The organism is Companilactobacillus zhongbaensis, assembly GCF_003946515.1.
Lineage (GTDB): Bacteria > Bacillota > Bacilli > Lactobacillales > Lactobacillaceae > Companilactobacillus > Companilactobacillus zhongbaensis.
The window spans coordinates 100,702-121,550 of sequence record NZ_RHOM01000008.1; the positions used below are offsets into that span (position 1 = coordinate 100,702).

The 20,849-nt window shown below is 39.5% G+C and carries 17 protein-coding genes; 7 read left to right on the forward strand and 10 right to left on the reverse strand.

Features of this window, described 5'->3' with window-relative positions:
• Positions 1-1,012: 1,012 nt before the first annotated feature.
• The 4 genes from EKM69_RS05510 to EKM69_RS05525 form a co-directional block, all read right to left on the reverse strand.
• Positions 1,013-2,371, reverse strand: coding sequence for a zinc-ribbon domain-containing protein (locus EKM69_RS05510; RefSeq protein ID WP_164505860.1), 1,359 nt, complete (start codon positions 2,369-2,371; stop codon positions 1,013-1,015).
• A gap of 480 nt (positions 2,372-2,851) precedes the next feature.
• A complete protein-coding gene (locus tag EKM69_RS05515) occupies positions 2,852-4,447 on the reverse strand; it encodes a zinc ribbon domain-containing protein (RefSeq protein WP_125708948.1) in 1,596 nt (531 codons plus the stop codon).
• A 159-nt stretch (positions 4,448-4,606) separates the two neighbouring features.
• Positions 4,607-6,556 (reverse strand): ABC transporter ATP-binding protein/permease, encoded by a 1,950-nt coding sequence (locus EKM69_RS05520; RefSeq protein WP_125708950.1) that lies wholly within the window; start codon positions 6,554-6,556, stop codon positions 4,607-4,609.
• A 51-nt stretch (positions 6,557-6,607) separates the two neighbouring features.
• Positions 6,608-7,360 (reverse strand): tyrosine-protein phosphatase, encoded by a 753-nt coding sequence (locus tag EKM69_RS05525; protein ID WP_125708952.1) that lies wholly within the window; start codon positions 7,358-7,360, stop codon positions 6,608-6,610.
• Between the two features lie 64 nt (positions 7,361-7,424).
• Between EKM69_RS05525 and EKM69_RS05530 the strand changes: the two genes are divergently transcribed.
• Both EKM69_RS05530 and EKM69_RS05535 read left to right on the forward strand, forming a co-directional pair.
• Positions 7,425-8,198, forward strand: a complete 774-nt coding sequence (locus EKM69_RS05530; RefSeq protein ID WP_125708954.1) for a glycosyltransferase family 2 protein — start codon at positions 7,425-7,427, stop codon at positions 8,196-8,198.
• A gap of 167 nt (positions 8,199-8,365) precedes the next feature.
• A complete protein-coding gene (locus EKM69_RS05535; protein WP_125708956.1) occupies positions 8,366-8,695 on the forward strand; it encodes a thioredoxin family protein in 330 nt (109 codons plus the stop codon).
• 755 nt (positions 8,696-9,450) lie between these two features.
• Here the strand turns inward: EKM69_RS05535 and EKM69_RS05540 are convergent.
• The 4 genes from EKM69_RS05540 to EKM69_RS05555 are packed head-to-tail and all read right to left on the reverse strand — an operon-like array spanning position 9,451 to position 13,900.
• Positions 9,451-10,431 carry an acetylxylan esterase gene (locus EKM69_RS05540; RefSeq protein ID WP_125708957.1) on the reverse strand — a complete coding sequence of 327 codons (981 nt, stop codon included), beginning with the start codon at positions 10,429-10,431 and terminating at the stop codon, positions 9,451-9,453.
• Positions 10,432-10,452: 21 nt separating this feature from the next.
• Positions 10,453-11,967 carry a sodium:solute symporter gene (locus EKM69_RS05545; RefSeq protein WP_125708960.1) on the reverse strand — a complete coding sequence of 505 codons (1,515 nt, stop codon included), beginning with the start codon at positions 11,965-11,967 and terminating at the stop codon, positions 10,453-10,455.
• Positions 11,964-13,157, reverse strand: coding sequence for a cation:proton antiporter (locus EKM69_RS05550; RefSeq protein WP_125708962.1), 1,194 nt, complete (start codon positions 13,155-13,157; stop codon positions 11,964-11,966). Before EKM69_RS05550 ends, EKM69_RS05545 begins: the two co-directional genes overlap by 4 nt.
• Positions 13,154-13,900: a sugar phosphate isomerase/epimerase family protein gene (locus tag EKM69_RS05555; protein WP_225423844.1), complete on the reverse strand. Its 747-nt coding sequence runs from the start codon at positions 13,898-13,900 to the stop codon at positions 13,154-13,156. Before EKM69_RS05555 ends, EKM69_RS05550 begins: the two co-directional genes overlap by 4 nt.
• Before the next feature lie 465 nt (positions 13,901-14,365).
• On the opposite strand from EKM69_RS05555, the gene EKM69_RS05560 reads away from it, so the two are divergent.
• Both EKM69_RS05560 and EKM69_RS05565 read left to right on the forward strand, forming a co-directional pair.
• Entirely contained in the window at positions 14,366-15,238 is an 873-nt protein-coding gene (locus EKM69_RS05560; RefSeq protein ID WP_125708964.1) for an N-acetylneuraminate lyase, read from the forward strand.
• Positions 15,239-15,251: 13 nt separating this feature from the next.
• Positions 15,252-15,944, forward strand: a complete 693-nt coding sequence (locus tag EKM69_RS05565) for an N-acetylmannosamine-6-phosphate 2-epimerase (protein ID WP_125708966.1) — start codon at positions 15,252-15,254, stop codon at positions 15,942-15,944.
• 45 nt (positions 15,945-15,989) lie between these two features.
• On the opposite strand, the gene EKM69_RS05570 is transcribed toward EKM69_RS05565, so the two are convergent.
• A complete protein-coding gene (locus tag EKM69_RS05570) occupies positions 15,990-16,811 on the reverse strand; it encodes a MurR/RpiR family transcriptional regulator (protein WP_125708969.1) in 822 nt (273 codons plus the stop codon).
• Positions 16,812-16,898: 87 nt separating this feature from the next.
• Here EKM69_RS05570 and EKM69_RS05575 point away from each other — a divergent pair, with 87 nt between their 5' ends.
• Complete coding sequence (locus tag EKM69_RS05575) at positions 16,899-17,774, forward strand: ROK family protein (RefSeq protein ID WP_125708971.1); 876 nt, start codon at positions 16,899-16,901, stop codon at positions 17,772-17,774.
• Between the two features lie 550 nt (positions 17,775-18,324).
• On the opposite strand, the gene EKM69_RS05580 is transcribed toward EKM69_RS05575, so the two are convergent.
• Positions 18,325-18,564, reverse strand: a complete 240-nt coding sequence (locus EKM69_RS05580) for a hypothetical protein (protein ID WP_125708973.1) — start codon at positions 18,562-18,564, stop codon at positions 18,325-18,327.
• Positions 18,565-18,651: 87 nt separating this feature from the next.
• Here EKM69_RS05580 and EKM69_RS05585 point away from each other — a divergent pair, with 87 nt between their 5' ends.
• Positions 18,652-19,032, forward strand: a complete 381-nt coding sequence (locus EKM69_RS05585; protein ID WP_125708975.1) for a YueI family protein — start codon at positions 18,652-18,654, stop codon at positions 19,030-19,032.
• Between the two features lie 17 nt (positions 19,033-19,049).
• Positions 19,050-20,033, forward strand: coding sequence for a ribose-phosphate diphosphokinase (locus tag EKM69_RS05590; protein ID WP_125708977.1), 984 nt, complete (start codon positions 19,050-19,052; stop codon positions 20,031-20,033).
• Positions 20,034-20,849: the final 816 nt, after the last annotated feature.

Here is a 20,849-nt window from a genome sequence, read left to right on the forward strand (position 1 = left end):
CAAACCTGTACCCCCACCAAAAATAACAGTTTTGCGTAAACCTAGGTTTCGAGGGGTGGAGGGAATTCGCTGTCAGCCATGAAATTTCACTTAGCGGTTTACCGCTTAGTGAAAGACCCAGCTTTGAAACAAGCGAGCGGGTTGTGCTCGATTGGTTCAAAGTGGCGTCCATGGCGTTCCACAGCGCAATTCCCGGAACCCCTCGAAACCGGCAGTGAACCACAACCAATCCAAAATAAAAAAAGCAGAAACTGTTTCAGCCAGTTTCTACTTCTTACAATTCAATACGTTTCATTAGTTTGGTTTCGCATGCGGATCAAACAAAAGATTGAATTAAGTGTAATGTTTTAGATATTTAGAGGGATTTTGTGTGACAGTTAAGTCACAAAACAGATTTAGTCAAACTGATCAATGAATCATAATTAGCGGAAAATTATGACATTGGTCCCATTCGGAAAAGCTCAATACGGTTTTGTATAAGAGATTTTGTTGACACTAAAATGCTGTTTCAAACAGTCATAGTAGCTTCGTAAGCAATCACTAGAATTGTTTGCAAAAACTTGATGTTCTTGTAATGAGTCGCGCTCTGCAAGTAACATCAAGTACTGCGTCGAAGGAAACTCCAAAAGCAGCTATTTACCTGGTGAAATTGCAGTGCCCTACAAACACAGTCCGATTCAGGGAATCGTAACTTCTACGTATCAACTAAGTAGAAGCGGTAAGGAAATTAGAAAGTAAAAAAGCAAACTTGAAAAAATTAGAAGATGCTTAATTAACTTTCTACCTGCAATTATACATGGAATTGTTAGCTAGTAAACAAAAACGCACAAGCTAATATTTTTTAAAAAATCATTTTATTTTTTATATGGTATATACCTTGTGATTTGTTAATAGTGAAAATTGTTTTATTTATAACATTAACGTTATAACTGCTTGCGGTTATAACTGCTTACATTTTAAATATTAAAAAAGCCACTCATATTAGACTCGAGTGGCTTTTTTAACGTTATGACTATCCTTTTTGTCTTGGCTTTAATGTATAAGATAATAGTAAGGATAGAACTGAAGTTATAATCAATACATAAAAACTTGTACCGATCTGGACTAGACCTGTTACAGTTTGACCTGTAATAAGTGAAGCACTGATCAAATTAGTTGAGAATAATACGTAGGCAACTACGTAAATTACTGAAGCTAACATTGAGAAAATGCGAATAATTCTAATGCTACCTTTGCTCCGGAAGTTAGCTGCGATCAAGACGATCACAGGTGAGATGAAGCAAATGAAACGAACGGCCGAAGACAAGTTCATGATCAAAGTAGTATGAACACCGAAGTTGACCGAAACGTTAGCCGCATTAGCAATCGTTGCTGACAAAGAAACGCCATTGACGAAAGCCCCAGTGATTGAAGCAATGAATGCAACAATCGAAGCAACGATGATCAATTTTTGTTTCCAATTACGTTGATGACTTTCCTTAGCTTCTTCACGTTGCTCACGCTTAGCCTCCTTCTTACTTTGAGCAGGGCGCTGATCGTAAGTAGGTTGAGGCTGAGCTTGGTAGTTTTGGTAATTGGGTTGGTTATTTTGTTGGTAATTATTGTTAGGTTGATAGTTATTATTAGGCTGACTTTGACCGTTTTGGTTTTGACCCGATTCGTCATCCTTTCGATGAGTGATCAACTTATTAAGCTTGATCTCCTTACCGTGAACGATTTGCGAAGTCAGGAACCAAGCAACTAAGAAAATAGCCAACAAGATCCATGAATAATTACGTTTGATGAAGAAGAGCAGAACAACTAAAACGACAGCGATGATGTCGACGTAAATGTTGTTCTTCAAAAATTTGACCATGTTAGTAAAAATACCATCATCGTCTGTTCTTTCTTCTTCTTTAGCCTGTGAGCTGAGCGGCTTATCATCGGGATAAACCGGCAAACCAGTCACAGGATCCAAATGAACGAGTTGATCCAAGTTCAAATTATCCGGAGCCTTAGGCTGATCATTAAGATGAGCTTGGCGCTCCAATTCGGCTTTTTGAGCAGGGGCCATATTCATCTTCGGATCAGACTCCATTGGTTCATCTTCAACGGCACGCTTAACATCGTCGCGGAAATTATAAACTCGTGTCCGATCATCCACATCGTCATCAGCGTCAGAAGTTGGCTGTGGATGAGATTGAGCCTTATTCAATTTATCTTGTTCATCCAGTTCTTTTTCAATATCAGCCAGTGAACGAACAGAATCATCCTCTTTAACAGATTCCGCATTCTTACTAGCAACATTAATATCTTTCTTCAAGGGCAGGCCACAATTATCACAAAAGTTTTGGCCAGGTTTAATATCATGCCCACAATTTGGACAAATCATGCACATACCTCCATAAAATCTATACAAACTCAATTATACTAAACAAAAGAATTAATAAAACAGAATACACCTAAAGTTCACAGAAACGTCACAAAAGCAGAGAGCGCAGAGGCGCGGGTAGCTGCTGAGGATTAACGCGGATGGTCGAACAAGGTGCGGCGAAGCCGTGCCTCGACCATCTGTGTTAACCGGAGGCCGCTGTGTGCCGGAACTCGTTTTCACATCCTTGAGGATAAAGATTAAAAGCACTATCAAATTTGCAGCAAGTTTCGCTACCGAAGATTGATAGCTCTATTTAATCTGAAGCCGTGCCTGCCGACAGTTTCTAAACCGGAGGCCGCTGCGCCTCGGAGCTCGTTTTCAATATAACGGGCAACGTTTACCCACAAAGAAAAGTAAGTTTGCTCACAAAAATAACAGATTTGGGAAAAAACACAAAAAAATAGAGCGCCAAAATTTCAGCACTCTAAAGAAAAATCTCTAATTTCCAGAACCATCAGCACCATTTTGGTCACCAGAAACATTACCACCATTCTGCCCATTATTAAAACCAGCAGGATTGTTAGGAATATTTTGGTTACCATTAAAGTTACCTTGGTTAGGATTTCCAAAATTATTTTGTTGCATATTGTAATTGCTCGTTTGTTGAGCTCTAGCATTAGCAGCATTTTTGACATTGATCATAGACCAACGAATTGAGAATACGAGAGCAACAATCGAAGCAATTAAAACAATGTAATAACTATAGCCTAAATCAAAAAATTGAGATGCCATCATTGTTGTTTGATCATCGCTGTTATGCAGGGTAATTAACCCAATTTGTAAAATAGCTAATAAAATAGTTGAAAGTCCAGAAGCTATAATTCTAACAATTGAACTAGCTTTAGTTTTTACAAAGGCAAATACGATGGTTAATATTGGGAGAATGTAAATGAGCCATCTGTATAAATTAAATACAGTTTTGACTATCTGAAGAGTATTATCAGAATCACTGGCTAAATAGCCAGCGTACGAGTTCCCGGCAATAGCAAGTTTAAGAACTTTACTGATTGTCGATGTTGCAGAACTAAAAGTAAATGCCGATCCCGAAATATTGAAATATTGTAAGGCTGCTTCTACTTCAGAATCATCATTCGCCATGGATGAAATATCAAATGTAAGACTGATAAAATTCCCTACAAATAAAAATAGTAAACCAGCGATACCAGCTATTCCAACAATTAGCTTCAATTTATTAGTTTCGGCATTATCGATTTGTGGTGCATTTCCAACACCGCTAAACACGGAACCAATAGAATGACTTAATGGTAAAGTTTGATCATGATTTTTATCAGCTATGAAATACCAAGCTATAGCTGCAACAACTAAGACACCTAAAGCAGCTTTCCAATTGAAAATAGCAATAAGCAGGATAATAATACCTGCACAAACTGCTAATGGAACGTTATTCTTTAAAAATGGCATCATATAGCCAAATCCATTAGGTTGTTGTTGAAAACTACCTTGGCCATTCTGGAACTGGCCTTGATTATTAAATCCTTGTTGTCCTTGGCCATTAAACTGTTGACCATTATTACCCATATTTGGTTGATATCCAGGATTTTGTCCATTATAACTACCATTTTGTTGGAACCCAGCTTGACCATTATTAGCCATATCAGGATTAAACTCAGCATTTTGGTTATTGTTCCCGTTATTAGGATTAAACCCAGCATTCTGGCTATTATTCACATTATTAGGATCGAACCCAGCATTCTGATTGTTATTCCCATTAGCAGGTTGCAAACCAGCTTGAGGTCCGTTATTAACGTTATTAGGATCAAATCCTGCACCTTGCCCGTTATTACCAGTAGGTTGTGCGTTATTTTGACCGTTATTCATTTGATCAAGTTGATCTCCGGATGTGCCGTTTACAGGTCCGTTCGTAGATCCCCCATTATTTTGATTATCAGTAGGTTGAGTAACATGTTGGTCATTACCAGAGCCTTGCGTTTGAGCAGCTTCTACGTTGAAGCCACACTTATTACAAAACTTCTGACCAGCAGCCAGCTCAGCCCCACAATTAGGACATGTCATAAAAAAATTTCCCCTCTATATTTAAAGATAAATACAATTATATAATATTTATTATGTAAATCACAGATAGCCACAAAATTATTTATAATTTCTTGAATAAAAAGAGACCGATCATCCAGATCAGTCATAAAATAGTATGCAATTTTTTAGGATAGTTAGTTATTCGTCAGTCAAAGCATCACGCGGATCCAACCGAGCTGCTCGATGTGATGGTGCTAAGGCAGCTAACAAGCTGATCAAGACGCTGACGCCGATCCCGAACAACGCTTGTCCCGGAGAAATGGCTACGATAGAATCCTTGATCACACCATAAGCTAGCGAATTAGCTCCCCATTGAACTAGGTAGGCGATAATGACAGCGAAGACTCCGGAGGAGAGACCAATCAAAAACGATTCGGATAAAAACATGTTCCGGATATCACTCTTACGAGCACCAATCGCCCGCAAAATACCGATCTCATGTGTTCGTTCAGAAACGCTAATATAAAGCACGACGATGATCATGATCGCTGAAACAATCAAGGAAATACCGGCGATCGCTGCTAGGACGTTAAAAGCTAGTTTCAAATACGTATTCAAAGTATCGATAATTGCTCCGACACCGGTGATGGTGTAGGCAGAAACTTTTTTACCTTTGTCGTTGATCATTTGGAACGATTTGACCTTGTCTTGAATGGCCGTGACGTTGAAGGTACTGTCAGCAGTCAAAGTCACGAAGTTAGGTTCGATCGAAACGCCATATTTGTCAGATGCTTTAGCCAAAGTATCGTAAGTGATGGCGGTGGAACCCGATTTGATGACACCGGCGATCTTGAGATCAGTTTTGACTTCGACCGGTTTATTATTTTTATCTTGCGAAGGGATGTAGATGGTCAATTTCTTGCCGATCAGTTCGGCGTATTTTTTATTCAAACGATCCGCATCAGATTTCAACAAGATGATCTCGTTAGTCTTTGGTTGATGGCCGGCCACGATATCGCCGACTTTTTCAGTGGCGTTCCAAGTTTGAAAATAAGGGACCGCGATCGTTTTTCCGTTAGCGTGAACTTTCGGTGCTTGAGCAAAATAAGCTTTTTCGATCTTCTTAACGTGATCGATCTTGGCAAATTTTTGCAGATCAGTATCGGTCATGGTAATGCCGGCTGAGTCGGTCGAACTATTGACCTGGTTAGTCGAAACATTTTTCGTAACTTGGATCGCGTTCGGATTGACTTGATTGGACATTTGCTTGTTGATGTAGCCCGTGATACCAGATCCTAGCCCTAACATAAAAATCACGGCAAAAATCCCGACGGCAGCACCGAGGATGATCAAGATGTTACGACCCTTGGTGTAGAGCATGTGCTCCCAAGCTAGTCTAAAGGTGTCACCGAAGCTCAAGTGAGAAGCTCCGGTACCACGGTGAGCGGCGTTAGGGAAGTAACTTTGACGAATGATCATGTCGGAGTCGACGATACCATTAGCTAGGTGAACGACTCTAGTACCGAAGTTTGCGACCGTCTGAGAATGAGTTACGGCGATGACTAGTTTTCCTTCAGCTGCAATCTGATTTAAGATCTGGAGCACTTCTTCAGTATTTTGGGCATCCAAAGCACCTGTTGGTTCGTCGGCGATGATGATGTCAGGGTCGTTTGCTAAAGCTCTAGCAATGGCGACCCGTTGTTTTTGACCACCGGAAAGCTGATTGGGATGCTTGTCGATATGTTCAGCTAAGCCGACACGTTGGATCAAATCACGGGCACGCTGCAAACGCGCGCGCTTGCTCAAACTGGACATTTCTAAGGGTACGAGGACGTTTTCCAAAACAGTTAAGTGACTAATTAAGTGAAAACTTTGGAAAACAAAGCCCACGGTATGACTTCGATAATTGTCGAGTGCTTTGTCAGAGCCTTGTTTCAACGACTTGCCATTGACTAAAATGTCGCCGTCAAATTGTGAGTCGAGTCCACCGATCGCATTTAACAAGGTCGTTTTACCGCCACCAGATTCACCTAGGATCGAAACGAATTCGCCACGATCTAAGCTTAGGTTGATCCCACGCAAAACAGGGAATCTCTTCTTACCGAGGTAAAAAGACTTTTGTACATTTCTAAGCTCAAGCAGACTCATAAAATTCTCCATTCAAAATAAGATTTTAATATCATGATTATAATGTTTTTATTATTCTAAGTAAATCGAGCGTAAACGTGTCAATGCATCATTATCGATGCCCAAAGCTTGGTTCAAATAATTCTCGAATGTGCCATAATAGTGCTCGATGGCTGAAAAAACCGATTCGATACTTTCAACGTCAGCTTTAGTCATGTTCATCTTGTTGATCGTCTCATCACCGTTTTCGTCATTGAGCGTTTTAACAATGTTTTTACGATCTCGATACATCATATTAGTTAGCAAGTAATCAGATACGATCGTTTCCGTATCGACTTGCAAGGCTTTTAAAATCAAAATGGCACCAACACCCGTCCGGTCTTTTCCAGCAGCACAGTGGAATAAAACAGAATGGTCTTCTTCCTTATTGTCGAGCAAAAGTTGGAACAATAAGGAGTATGATTGTTGAGCATGGGCATCGAGTACGATACTTTGATAGATCGTTCCTAAATATGAATTATTATTTTGTGGCAAAATATTGGCTAATTTATCCCCGTTGCCTTTTAATGGATATACCGGATCAGGGTAGACCTCGTAAAAATCAGCCTGGATGTCAGGCCATAATTTTTGCTCATTCATCGAGCGAAAGTCGACGACGTATTTTAATCCATAAGCTTTTAAATATTTCAGTGTGTCAGTGGTAATATTACTAATGTCCCCTGAACGAAGGAGCTTACGGTATTTGATTTTTTTACCGGTGGTCGTACGATAACCCCCGAGTTCGCGCAAATTAATAGCACCATCTAAGTCTAAAATTCGTTTCATAATTAACTCCTCCATCGTTGCGCATTTATGGGCGTTCACGATAAAATGCTAATAAGGTGATTTAATGATAAATAAAACACTGTCGATAATATTGTCGGCGTACAATGTTTCTAAATATATCCCCAAAATGATCTTGTCACTAGCCAATCAAACAAATAAGGATTTTGAAGTAATTGCCATCGATGATAAATCGACCGATGACACCTTAGACGTTTTAAAGCGATATGAGCAAGAATACGATTGGTTACGGGTAGTTTGTCGAGATCAAAACGGCGGCATCTCTGCGGTTAGAAATACCGGCATTGAAGAGGCAAATGCCCAATACATCACCTTCATAGATAGTGATGATTGGATCGAACCAAACTACGTCGAATATTTTTTAAATAAGTTTTCAGAAGATCCTGACCTAGACTTAGTCAGTTGCGGCTTTTTTATTGATAATCAACACGGAAAAAGCAAGGTCCAAACTGAAAGAAAAGAACTGGGGCGCATGACCCGCGATGAATCGATCAGACAGATCATCAAAGTAAGTGGCGTAGTCATGGGATACACGTGGAATAAAATGTATCGCTTGGAATTGATCAAGCAACACAATTTAAAATTTTTGACCGATCTAGCACTAATGGAAGATCAGCTATTCAACGTCGAATACGCAACCGTCGCACGCAACTTCTATCTCTCAGAGATCCCGCTCTATCATTACGTCTCCAGAAAAGACAGCCTAACTAGAAAATTCGACATGGACAACGTCAGAAACGTCAGCGTAGCCACTTTAAGAGTCTACAAGGCCATCTATCAAAATTCCAAAGAAGAGCGCCAAGAACGAGAAAATCAATAATCACAACCGACCCAAGCCAAAGCTTGGGTCTATTTAGTCTCCACAAGATATTTTATCAAATTAATAATGAAAGAAAGCGGTTTATTTTAATCAAAGCAAATAATTTGTACAATAATACCCTAAGGGGTATATTAAAAGAGTACTAAAAAAGGGAGGAGGTAAAAAACATGGAATCAAACGTAAAAGAGATCCACGATACAAACTACGAAACAGAAACAAACACAGGCGTAACAGTAGTAGACTTCAGAGCAGACTGGTGCCCACCATGCAAAATGATGGACCCGATCCTAAAGCAACTATCTGCCAATGATCAATTAGGTGACAAAGTAAAATTCACCTCAATAAATGTAGACAATGACCCCCAAATCGCCAACGAACTAGGAATCCAAGGAATCCCCACATTCCTAATCAAAAAAGACGGCGAAATAGTAAACAGAATAGTAGGGGCCAGACCAAAAGACAACTTCAGAGCCGAAATAGAAAAACATCTAGGCTAGAAAAACCCCAAAGAATTAAAAATAAAAAGTTCCTCAAGATTCACCCAATTCATGAATTCCCCTAGAATTAAACAAATTCTCAAAGAAAATCCAAGTTTCCAAATACCAGTTATTTGCAAAAATAACACCCCCGCAGGTATGAGGAAGAAAAGAACCAAAGCAAAGCGACGTTCCCGAAACAAATGAAGGAAAACGTCGCTTTTTTGCTATCCAAAAAAAGGAGCTAGTCTAACCACCAAAGAAAGACCAGAGCAATCCTAGAACAAAGCACAAAAGGTCTTGAACTTAACAAACATGATTAACAAATCAAAATAGAAAAAAGACAATCCAACCACCAAAGAAAGACCAGAGCAATCCCAAAGCAAAGCACAGGAGGTTTTGAACTAAACCAAGCATCACAACAACCCAAGCTAGCAACCGATGAAGCAAAGAAAAAATATCGAATAGATAATTAAACGAAAACAAGAATCGTAAGAACGAAACAAATATAGATACGAAAACAAAAACCAAAACAAGTTAGCAGAAAAAAGATAAGTACCGTATCCAAACCAAAAAATGAGTTTGATGAAAAACCTAGGTTCTGGGGGGATGGAGGAAAATCGCTGTCAGCATCGATGCCCACAGCGCATTCCACAGCGCATTTTCCGGAATCCCCCCAGAACCGGCAGTGAACCACCACCCAAAATCCCACCACCATAAAAAACAACAAAAAAAAGCAGCCAACAAAGGCCGCTTCAAAATCAAAAACCAATAACCTAATCCAACTGAGTCTTAACAACAACATCAAACCCAGTAAGAAAATCAAAAATCGAATCATTGACCATCACATGCAAGTCCTCATGACCATACTCAGGCAACAAAACCATCTCCTTCTCACAAGAAAGCCGGTTAAACATAGCAAATTGAGTAGAAGGGAAGCAGATCTGGTCTTCAAGACCAGTAAACAGCTTAACCGGAGCCTTAATACGATGTGCCATGTTCTTAACATCGATATAAGACAAAGTGTGAAGGATGGTATCCTCAGTTTTATGGAAAGGATCAGAAAACTTAAAGTATCGGGACAACTCGTCGTATGGTTCATCCCGATTACCAACTTCAAGCACACGTTTGAAGTCGGATAAGAATGGATAGAACACTGCTGCCCGCTTTATTCTAGGATTTAAAGCTGCGGCAACTAGTGATAACGCACCACCTTGTGATCCGCCAAAAACAGAAAGATTAGACTCGTCGACAAACGACAGTGAAGCGATTATTTCGACGATCGAATAAACATCTAAATAGACATCTTTGAAAAATAATTGGTCTCTGCCAGCTGTAGCACCACGGATTATCTGACCTTTAACGGTATTTCCAATGACTGATTGCGGATCAGTCGATTTACCTTGTTGTCCTCGAACATCCATTGCTACGATCCCGTATCCTACGGCAGGGTATTGGAAGAGGTCAGACCAGTCTGGGGACTGACCCATGTAGCCGTGGAATGTGAAAACAACAGGGATGTTAGATTTATTTTTTGGAAAAACGCATTTTGCAAAAACTGTCGCATCATTAGTACCTTTGAAACGCAGTTCGTAACAATCTAAGGTCGGTAAGCCAAAATCCATTGGTGTCAGCTTGTACTCGTAGGAGGAGGAGAGTTCGGAGAGATTCTGGTCCCAAAATTCATCAAAGTCTGATGGAACTTCTTGTCTACCAGTGTAAGATTTCATTTCTGTAAGTGGCATTGGATCTCGCATGATTCTATCTTCTTTCTGAGATTATTTAGTTTCTTTAACGTATGCTTCGTTAACAGTAGATGCTGTAAGTCCGACAACGTTGTGGACGTATTTCTTTGGCGATACGAAACTGATCAAGTAAGTAAATGCAAATGATGTGATGAAGGCAACTGTAGCAACAATCAATGATGAGTCACTGTTTTGTTGCACAAGTACTGTAGCGATAACACTGCAGATCAAGCCTAATACTGCACCGAATGTATTTGAACGTTTGGTGAAGATACCAGCTGCGAAAATACCAGCAATAGGAACACCAAACAAACCAGTAACTGTTAGGAATAGATCCCAAGTCTTAGATGCATTACCGATCAATAGGTAAATTGACATGCCTAGTCCGAATAATCCAGTAACGATAATGATGATCCGAGCTAGAGTAACATCAGATATGTTCTTAAGTTTATGATTGAAAAATCTTTGCTTGAAGTCGGTAACGACACAAGATGAAATAGCGTTCAAACTTGAAGCGATAGTTGATTGTGCTGCGGCAAAAATAGCAGCGATAACTAAACCGGCAATACCAGCAGGGATTTCTGTGATAACGAAGTAAGGAACGATGGCACTTGTGTTGAAGCCAGTTGGTAAAGTACCCATGTTCTTGTAGAAACTGAATAATGTAGTACCCATACCGAAGAACAATGGGATAGTTACTAGAGATAAAATACCGTTAGTCCAAAGAGATTTGTTAGTTTCTTTTTGTGTAGCAGTTGTTTGATATCTTTGAACAACGTCTTGTGAACCTGTATATTGATACAAAGTATTAAAGAATTGACCAGCGAAGATCAATGGGATGAACTTAGTTAAGTCACCAGGGTTTAAGTCTTGTGTTGATAAGATCTTGTGGTTAGCAACGGCATCACTAACAACCGTACCAAAACCACCTTTGATCGAGAACATAGCAACGATGATAACTAACAAAGCACCACCGAGAAGTAAAATACCTTGGATAACGTCACTCCAGATAACACCTTCAATACCACCAAGGAAAGTATAAATGATACATAGACCACCAACGACACAGGCAATCAAGATCGGATTAATATTCGAAACTGATGTGATCGCGATGATAGGTAGATAAATAACGATAGCAACACGTCCGATATGGTAGAGAATGAAAAGCAAACTACCAATAACACGCATGATAGGGCTGAAACGTTCTTCCAAATACTCATAAGCAGTTGTAACTTGGAGTTTTCTAAAGAAAGGAACGTAATATTTGATCAAGAGTGGCACGATCAAAATGATACTCAAGGAACCAACACCGTAAGCCCAGTCTTTCAAGTAAGCTTGTTCGGGTGTGGACATGAATGTAATAGCACTTAATGTAGTAGCGTAAATACTGAAACCTGCAGCCCAGGCAGGGATAGAACTCTTAGCTTTGAAAAAAGCATCCGTGTTTTTACTAGCTTTTTTCGTGAAATAAACGCCGACACCTAGCATAGCTAATAGATAGACGACTAAGACGATCCAGTTAACCGTCCCAAAACCGATTTTTGTCATACTTTCACCTCATTAAATGAATCGGAACTAATAGAATTTTTTTGGTTGGATCTTTGAATGAACAATTTCAAGATGATCGGTGCGATGATGGTAGTTACGACAGTGACTAAGATCATTGCGGTGTAGTGATTTTTATCAATCAATTGTGATGTCAAAGCTACGTTTGACACGACTAAAGCCATTTCCCCACGGGAGATCATTCCGGCTCCGACAATATTTGCTTCAGACCAATTGAGATTGAACATTTTGGCTCCTAAGGAACCACCGATTTGTTTTCCTAAAATTGCCACGATAACTAATAATGTAATAAATAAAATGTCGTTTTGAAGCCCTTTGAAACTAATGTTCAAACCGATGCTGACGAAAAATACTGGGATGAAGATGGCATAGCCGATCGGTTCGATTTTTTGCGCTAAGCTTTGCTGATACTTGGTTTCTGATAATGCGGTACCGGCAAAGTAAGCACCTAAGACGTCACTCATGCCTAGGGCTACAGCGATGGCCGAAAAACCAAAGCAGAGAATGACAGCACCTGTAGCTTCGTTTTCACTCGTGTTGAGCTTTTTGAAAAAGTCCATGAATTTGGGTACGAAGTATTTTCCTAAAACGATCATCAAGACGAAGAATAATAACTTCGTTGAGATCATGATCCAGAGTGGTTGGTCTGCACTTGCTGAGTTTCCGAAGAAGGCGACGCAGATACCGAGTAAGATAACGCAGATGATATCATCCGCAACGGCGGCACCTAAGATGATGGCTCCTTCTTTAGAATTCATTTTGCCCATTTCTTTTAAAACTTGGACGGAAATGCTGACGGAAGTGGCACTTAGGATCAAGCCTAGGAAAATGGCTGTGGTCCATTTAAAGTCAAAGACTATGGCACAAAGTCCAGCTGCAGTGATCGTGGGGAAGATGACCCCAAGGATCGCTACGGATAAAGCAGGTTTCCAAAACTTCATTAGTAAATGTAGATCGCCCTCTAATCCGGCGATGAACATTAAAACAATGACACCGATCTCCGAGAAGTACTGGATGAAAGTCGTCCCTGTCAAAATATTTAAGACAGCTGGTCCAGCTAGGACACCGACGAGCAATTCACCAATTACGCTTGGAAAATTCAGCATGTTAGATAAATGTGCACCTATTTTGGTAAGAATAAGGATCAAAACTAATTGGACTAAGTAACTCATAGTGAAGTAACACTGTCATTTAGCAATTGGTTCACCTTATCGATCTCTGCTGTCAGTTTTTGATCAGGGATGTCATATTCTAAGAAAATAGGAGTGTCGCGATTTAGCTGCTTGATCAATGATTGCCAATCAGTAGCACCATGGTCGAGCATGACTGTCTCTTTATCTTTGATATCTTTTAGATGAAAGACAGTGATGTCATCTTTTAGAAGATTAAAGGCTTCAGTTGGAGTTTCATTGATCCAGTACCAATTTCCAGAATCAAAAGTATAACCAAGCGTCATTTGTTGAGCTTTCAACCGATCAAGATTTTTCTTAAAAGTAGTTAAAACGCCATTGTCGTTTGGTTGATTTTCAATCGTGACCTTAACTGAAGTGTCATTCAATAGTGCGTTTAGTTCTCGTAGTTGTTGATCAGAAATATTAGTGAGATCACCCAGACTGATCTTCAATTGATCGATATGGTATTTTTCTGCCATTTCGATGTAAGCTTTAATATTTTCGTTAATGTGATCATTTAAAAAGAGCTCTTCTGGAATTGAGTAAAAATATTTCCAGTCGTTATCGGCACACAATAAATTGATCTGTTTGAGTTCTTCATCCTTAGTTGCTTCGTTGAACAATTCCCCACGAACTTCGATATCATTTATTGGCGCATTGACGAGTCGTCTTAAACAATCGATTTGATTGTCGCCAGCTTCCACATTATGGAGGAAGACAGCTGTATTAATCGAAACGTTCATTATTTTTTCACCTCTCAAAACAAAAAAACCGTCACCAAAAGTTACGCGTTTGCGTACTTTTAGTAGCGGTTAGAATGATTGGGATAACTATTACGTTGAACAATATATCATCATTTTCATGATATGTAAACGCTTTCTGATTAACTTTTTAACATTTTAGTATTTTGAAAATCATTAACAAAAGTTTATTTCCTATTAATAGACCAAGAATAAAATGTTGCTAAAAATTATTTAAGCTGATCGATTTGCTAAACGGGAAAAAGGCGCAAATTCGGCTTTTTGGCCTCTAAAAAAATATTTTTGAATTTATATAATGCTTGAGCCACAATAATTTAAGTGATTAAACGATAATTATTATTGAAAAATAGAATTGAAATATTTATTATTGTGTTGTACATTAATGTCAGCGGTAGGGGATTGGAAACTATTACAAAAATAAAATAATACAAATATCGAGGCTTACTAATGAAAAAATTATATTCTGCATTGATGACTGCTTTTGATGAAAATGGAAATATCAATGAAGCAGGTATTAGAGAAATGATTCGTTACAATATCGACGTTAACAAGGTTGACGGTCTATATGTAGGCGGAAGTACTGGTGAAAACTTCTTATTAGCACCTGAACAAAAACGCGAAGTATTTAAGATCGCTATCGATGAAGCAAAAGACGATATCGATTTGATCGCACAAGTTGGATCACTTGATCTTAACGAATCAAAAGCTTTAGCTAAATACGTTACTGATCTTGGCTATCCAAAGATCTCAGCTGTTACACCATTTTATTATCAATATTCATTCGAACAAATCAAAGATTACTACAATGAAATCGTTAAAGATGTCGATAACAAGTTGATCATCTACTCAATTCCTGCACTTACAGGTGTTGGACTATCACTTGAACAATTTGCTGAATTATTTGAAAATCCAAAGATCATCGGTATCAAGTATACTAACGCCGACTTCTTCCTATTAGAAAGAGTACGTAACACATTCCCAGATAAGTTGATCCTTTCTGGATTCGATGAAATGTTACTACCAGCCTTAGCATTAGACGTTGATGGAGCAATCGGTTCAACATACAACTTGAATGCTCCTAGAGCTCGTGCCGAAATGGAAGCCTTTGAAGCAGGCGACATCGACAAAGCTCGTCAAATCCAAAAAGTCAGCAACGATGCAATTTCCGCATTGATCGCTAACGACATTTATCCTTCATTGAAGTTAGTATTTGAAGAAATGGGCGTTCACGCAGGATTTACTAAAGCACCAATGGCCAAACCAAATGACAAGATGCGTGCCGGTGCTAAGAAGATCTACGAAGATTATTTTAAAGATTAAGAAGTGAATTAAGATGGAAAATAATTTTTTGGAAAAAACAAAAGGACACTTGATTGTTTCTTGTCAGGCATTACCAGGTGAACCACTTCATAGTTCATTTATCATGTCACGGATGGCTCGAGCAGCTAAGCAAGCCGGTTCAGTTGCTATCAGATGCAATTCCGTTGTGGACATTCAAGCGATCCAAGACGAAACAAATCTACCTATAATTGGATTAGACAAAGTTGACTATCCAGATTCTCCAGTTTACATCACACCGACGATCAAAGAGATGCGAGCAGTTGCCAGCACTGGTGCTGAAGTAGTTGCTTGTGATGTAACTGGTCAAAAACGACCAAACGGTGAAAATTTAGCTGACATCGTGAAACAAATGCGCCAGGAGTTTCCTGATACATTGTTGATGGCGGACACGGCGACCTTAGACAATGTGCGTGAAGCTAATGAACTAGGTTTTGATTTTATCGGAACGACTATGCATGGTTACACCCCTGAAACGACTGGCATGAACGTAGCTGATAATGACTTTGAGTACTTGAAAGAAGTACTTAAAGTTTCGAAAAAACCTGTCATTGCGGAAGGCAAAGTGGACACTCCTCAAAAGGCTCGCCGCTGCATTGAATTAGGATGTCACGCAGTTGTCGTTGGTGGTGCTATTACTAGACCACTCGAAATTGCCACGAAATTCATCGACGCGGTCAATGCCTAAAAAAAGCTCAAAGGGATGTCAAACTGTGACGTCCTTTGAGCTTTTTTAATTGTTATTACGGAATTTATTATCCATCACGATCTCAACTGTATGGCTGAGACGTTCTTGATAAGTATCATTTTCAAGTAGTAAAGTTGTGATGATATCTAAAACGTAAGTAATAGCAAATTGCGAATTGATGAAGTGAGTATTATCAATGAATTCACTATTTTTAACTAAAACCGGATAATCGGCTAATTCGTACAATCGGCTTTTTTCAACACCGGTGATCCCGATAACTTTAACACCACTTTGCTGGGCTAAAGCTGCGGCTTTGTTAAGATCGGTCGTACTTCCTGACGTGGACAAGGCTAAGATAACATCGTCCTTATTAATGATCCCACTAGTGATGTACATGATGTGACTTTCCGTCATAGGATAGGCAGCAATGCCCATTCTGATAAGGCGCTGAGCCATTTCCTGGGCAGTGTATCCGGAACTTCCGATCCCGAAAACATAGATCCGACGACAATTAGAAATGACTTTGACGATCTCTTTCAATTCATCCAGGTTGATCCGATCGGCCGTGTCTCCAAGGACGTTTTTATAAAATGAAAAAACTTCATCAGCAATCGATCCTTTACTGATCTCTTTAGTTTGAACCGGACCATTACTAGCCAGTTTAAGTTTGAGGTCGTAAAAATCACGACAGCCCATTTTTTTAACGAAACGGGTAATAGTGGCGTTGCTGACAGAAACTTTTTTGGCCAAAGTCGTAATATTCATCGTTTGGACTTTTTGGGGATTTTGAATAATTTCGAGAGCCACCTTTCTTTCCTGACGGGAAAGTGAAGGCAGATCATCTTCGATTTTTTTAAGGATCTCCATAAGATGCACTCCTTAACTATATTTAATACAATAATAAGTATTATATTGCATAATTACAATAATGATTACTGAAATGAGGCAATTAAAATGACGAAAACATATCTAGCATTCGACGTCGGTGGCACTACGATCAAGTACGCATTAGTAGACAGTGATCTCAACATCACCGAACCGGGCAAAGTAGACACGAAACACAATCAAGATGGTCATATTTTAAAACAATTGATCGAAATATCCCACCAATTTCAGCAAAAACATTTGTTAAGCGGCATCGGAGTCAGCACAGCCGGAATAGTAGGAAATGACGGTGGCATCCTCTACGCCGGACCAACCATCCCAAACTATCAAGGCACAAAGATCAAGCAAGAGCTAGAAGAAGCCACAACACTACCAGTATTCGTAGTAAATGACGTAGACGCAGCTTTATTAGGAGAAGCAGTAAACGGAACCGCCAAAGAAACAAAAAACGCCTACTGCATCGCCTTAGGAACCGGAATAGGAGGAGCAAACCTCCAAAACGGCAAACTAATCAGCGGTCAACACAACTACGCCAACTCAATAGGCTACATCCTATACGAAAAAGAAACCAACACCTACTACGAACAAAGAGCTTCAACCTTGGCACTAGAAGCAGCCTTAAAGCAATATAACGTAGGAGTAATAGAAGCCTTCGCCCTAGCCAAAAGCGGCGACAAATTCTACACCGAGATCCTACAAAATTGGGCCTACGAAGTAGCCAAAGGCCTAGCCGAAATAGTACTATTATTCGACCCAGAAATAATAGTAATCGGTGGAGCAGTCTCACAACAAGGAGACTACTTAACAAACTTGTTAACAGAACAATTGAAACAACTAGTACCAGAAGGCTTATTAAAGGCAAAAGTAAAAACAGCCGAACTAGCCGACCAAGCACAATTATTGGGAGCATTATCGAAGTTTTTGAAAGAAGAAGTAGAAGTTTAGAACAAAGAAACAAAATGAAACAACAACCACAGCACTAAACAACCAAAATAGAAGTGAGTTCAGCAGCAGAAAAGCACCAAGCTTTTGAACTTCAAAACCAAACAAAAAGAAAAAACTAGTCCTCAAATTATCCAGAAAAATGAGAGAACTAGTTTTTTAATTTTGGTTTTTAATGGTTTTGTTTTTTTTAGTTTTACTCGAAAAAAATTAAATAGATAAGGTAATCTAACCGATATCGTAAGAACGAAAAAAGGATAGTGCTAACAAATCAATAACAGCAAATTTGCAGAACATAAATAAGTACCGTCCCCACCCACCAACAGATGAGTTTTGTACCAATTTAGGTTCTGGGAGGGTGGAGGGAATTCGCCGTCAGCCATGAAATAAAGGAACGTAAGTGCTAACGCACTTGCGCAACTGGTTCTTGGTGGTGGCTACGCCACCGAACAACTAAGGAAGCCACGGCGCAATTCCCGGAACCCTCCCAGAACCGGGAACAAACCTCAAAAAAATAGCCCCGCAGTAAAACCCACAGGACCACTAAAAAATGCTATAGTTTCTTTTTAACATGATAAGGCACCACGCTCTTATCAGAATCTTTAACATCGCTCTTCTCATCAGAAGCAAAATAAACAGCAAAACTCTTTTTATTTGCAGCATCTTCAGCGATAATTAAGGATGATTCATATGGATCTTTAGCCTTATAAATTTGAGCTCCGCGGACAGCTTCTCCAAAATCACGTGAGTTAGCAATCGCGTCTCCCGGATTGAAAAATACCATTTCATCCATGGTCACCACATCCTTTCGTTGGCTTCATTATACAATTTATTGGCCAACATAGGGTAGTTATTTAAGAATTTTTGAAAGGGGTACCACATGAGTAGTGTTGAAGATTATATCAAAAAGAACGTTTTTGGTAAGCCGCAATTAAAGCCTGATGAAAAAAATAAATTTTTGGGCAACTTTGCAGAAAGAGTGGGGATCGCGTTAACGGTCGCACAAATCAAAAATCTCGACAACGTTGCGACGGTCGAAAAGGTTATGAAGCGGTATCCAGACTATCATTTATATTTAAATGGTAAAATTGATAGTTATTTAATGGACGAATATCTTAAATTAAGTGTAAAATTGAAGTATAAGTTTACAATCGTTATGACTGCGCCTGTCCGAAATGGACGTAAGGAAGTTACGGATTCCGATATGGGGCTAGTTATTGCGGATGAAAGTAAACCAATCAATTCACCGGTTATTTTATAAAATTTTTGGAGGAAGTTATGTCTAATAAATCATTAGATAAAATTGCTTTACTTGCACTAAACGGAAACAAGCCTGTTGCTGAAAGAATTTCTAAGTACATGGGTATTCCACTATTAGATGCATCTGTCTCACACTTTAGCGATGGTGAGATCAACATTCAAATCAACGAAAGTATTCGTGGTAAGAACGTTTATATCATTCATTCAGTTTCAGATCCTGTTAATGACAACTTCATGGAACTAATGATCGCTGTCGACGCATTGAGAAGAGCAAGTACGCACATGATCACTTGTGTATTGCCATATTTTGCTTACACACGTTCAGATCGTAAGTCACGTGCCAGAGAACCTATCTCAGCTAAATTATTCGCTAACATGCTAGAAATGGGTAAAATCGACCGTGTTATTGCCTTGGATATGCATGCTGAACAAATTCAAGGATTCTTCGATATTCCTGTCGATCACTTACGTGCAATGCCAATTTTTGCTAGTTATTTCCAAGATACTATTAAAGAACCTAGTGAAGACGTAGTCTTCGTAGCACCAGACCACAACTCAACTAAGCGTGCTCGTGCATTAGCTGAAGTGTTCGGCTCACAAATTGCCATCGTTGATCAACGTTCAACAGAAGACGACGATGTCGTTCCAAGTATTATCGGAGAGGTTGACGGTAAGGTATGTATTATCGTTGATGACTTGATCGATACAGGTACACGTATGATGAACAGTGCTCATGCATTGAAGGTTGCTGGAGCTACTCGTGTTATTGGTGCTGCTACGCATCCTATCTTTTCTGAGAAGGCAACTTCTAGACTTCAAGATTCTGACTTGGAAGAGGTTGTTGTTACTGATTCCATTGTTGTACCTGATGAGTGCATGTTTGATAAGCTTACTATCTTGTCTGTTACTGGATTGGTTGGCGATTCGATCGAGATGATCGAGAGTGATCAATCTATTAGCTCATTGTTTGAGGTACGTGATCAGTATCGTAAATTAAATTAAGTTCTATTGGCTGACATCTTTGATGATGTCAGCTTTTTTTCTTGAGGTGAGAGAGTTTTTGGCAGACGAGAAGCGTTTTGCTTGGCTGGACGTTGATGATTTTTGGTGGTTGAGGTTGTTGGATTGTTTGTTGGCGGGGGATAGAGGTAGTAGTTTGGTTTGGTGGTTCACTGCCGGCTCCGGGGCCCGGGGATACAATAAAGGAACGTAAGTGCTGATGCACTTGCGCAACCGAATTTGGTGGTGTCTACGCCACCGAACAACCAAGGTCGGTAACGATGCCGACTCGATTTGAGCTTTCCGAAGGAGACCGCTTCGCAAATCTCAAATACGAGTCTTTTACTAGGCAATAAATTGCCAAGTAAAATTTGGCGGCTGAGGGCTGTATCCCCGGGCCCCTCCGCCTAGGTTTGGCAATCACCCCCCTTGTTTGGTGGGGAAGTAGGTGCGTCCTATTTTTATGCGCAAGATTTGTTTGGTTTGATTTCCGTGCTGCTTCTCGGTTCGCGGGACTAAAGCTCCGCTCATTTTGCTTCCTGGCGTACCTTTTGGGTGCAATCTTTTCTTTTTCTTCTTGTTGGATAAAATTAAATACTTCTTTTGATCTCTTGCTTTTATTTCTTGCTTGCATGCTCATTCCTCGCGTGCTCGCCTTATTTTTTTGTTAATCTAAAGGTTGAAAGATGAATATAACAAAATAACCCCGGCATACCGGGATTTTATTGTATAAAAATAGACATGAGCTTACTCATATCATTATAATTAAGGCGTCGAAACCAATTACAAAGGAGTATTCATGTCCATGTCTATTTTACA